At 39.0% G+C, this 267-nt stretch carries 1 protein-coding gene; it reads right to left on the bottom strand.

All coding sequences use genetic code 11. The annotated features are described in order from the left end of the window. Positions 1-218 (bottom strand): amidase domain-containing protein (locus AOA59_RS33390; RefSeq protein ID WP_371919047.1); only part of this gene is annotated, 218 nt, incomplete at its 3' end. Positions 219-267 lie beyond the last annotated feature (49 nt).

Here is a 267-nt window from a genome sequence, read left to right as displayed (position 1 = left end):
CCACTAAGATACCACCTAAACGCATGTGCAACAGTCCAACTATAACTCCATTGATTATTTTGATACCACCATCTCTTGGACCTGTTTGGATGACCTGTCATCGGTATACCTCCAACATGCAAGCATTGGGATATAAAATTAGTACAGTTATTATCAAATTGTTTATACTCTGGATTAAAACTGTTCCACCACCGCTCTGCATAGCGTACCGCTTCCATACGATCATAAACATAATCTGCTGCACTTCTTGTGTCCTTTAATATATGT

Source organism: Pseudomonas sp. 2822-15, from assembly GCF_002742515.1.
In the GTDB taxonomy this organism is placed as follows: Bacteria; Pseudomonadota; Gammaproteobacteria; order Pseudomonadales; family Pseudomonadaceae; genus Aquipseudomonas; species Aquipseudomonas salomonii.
The sequence above is the reverse complement of the archived record's forward strand: the minus strand, read 5'-3'. Positions and strand labels throughout refer to the sequence as shown.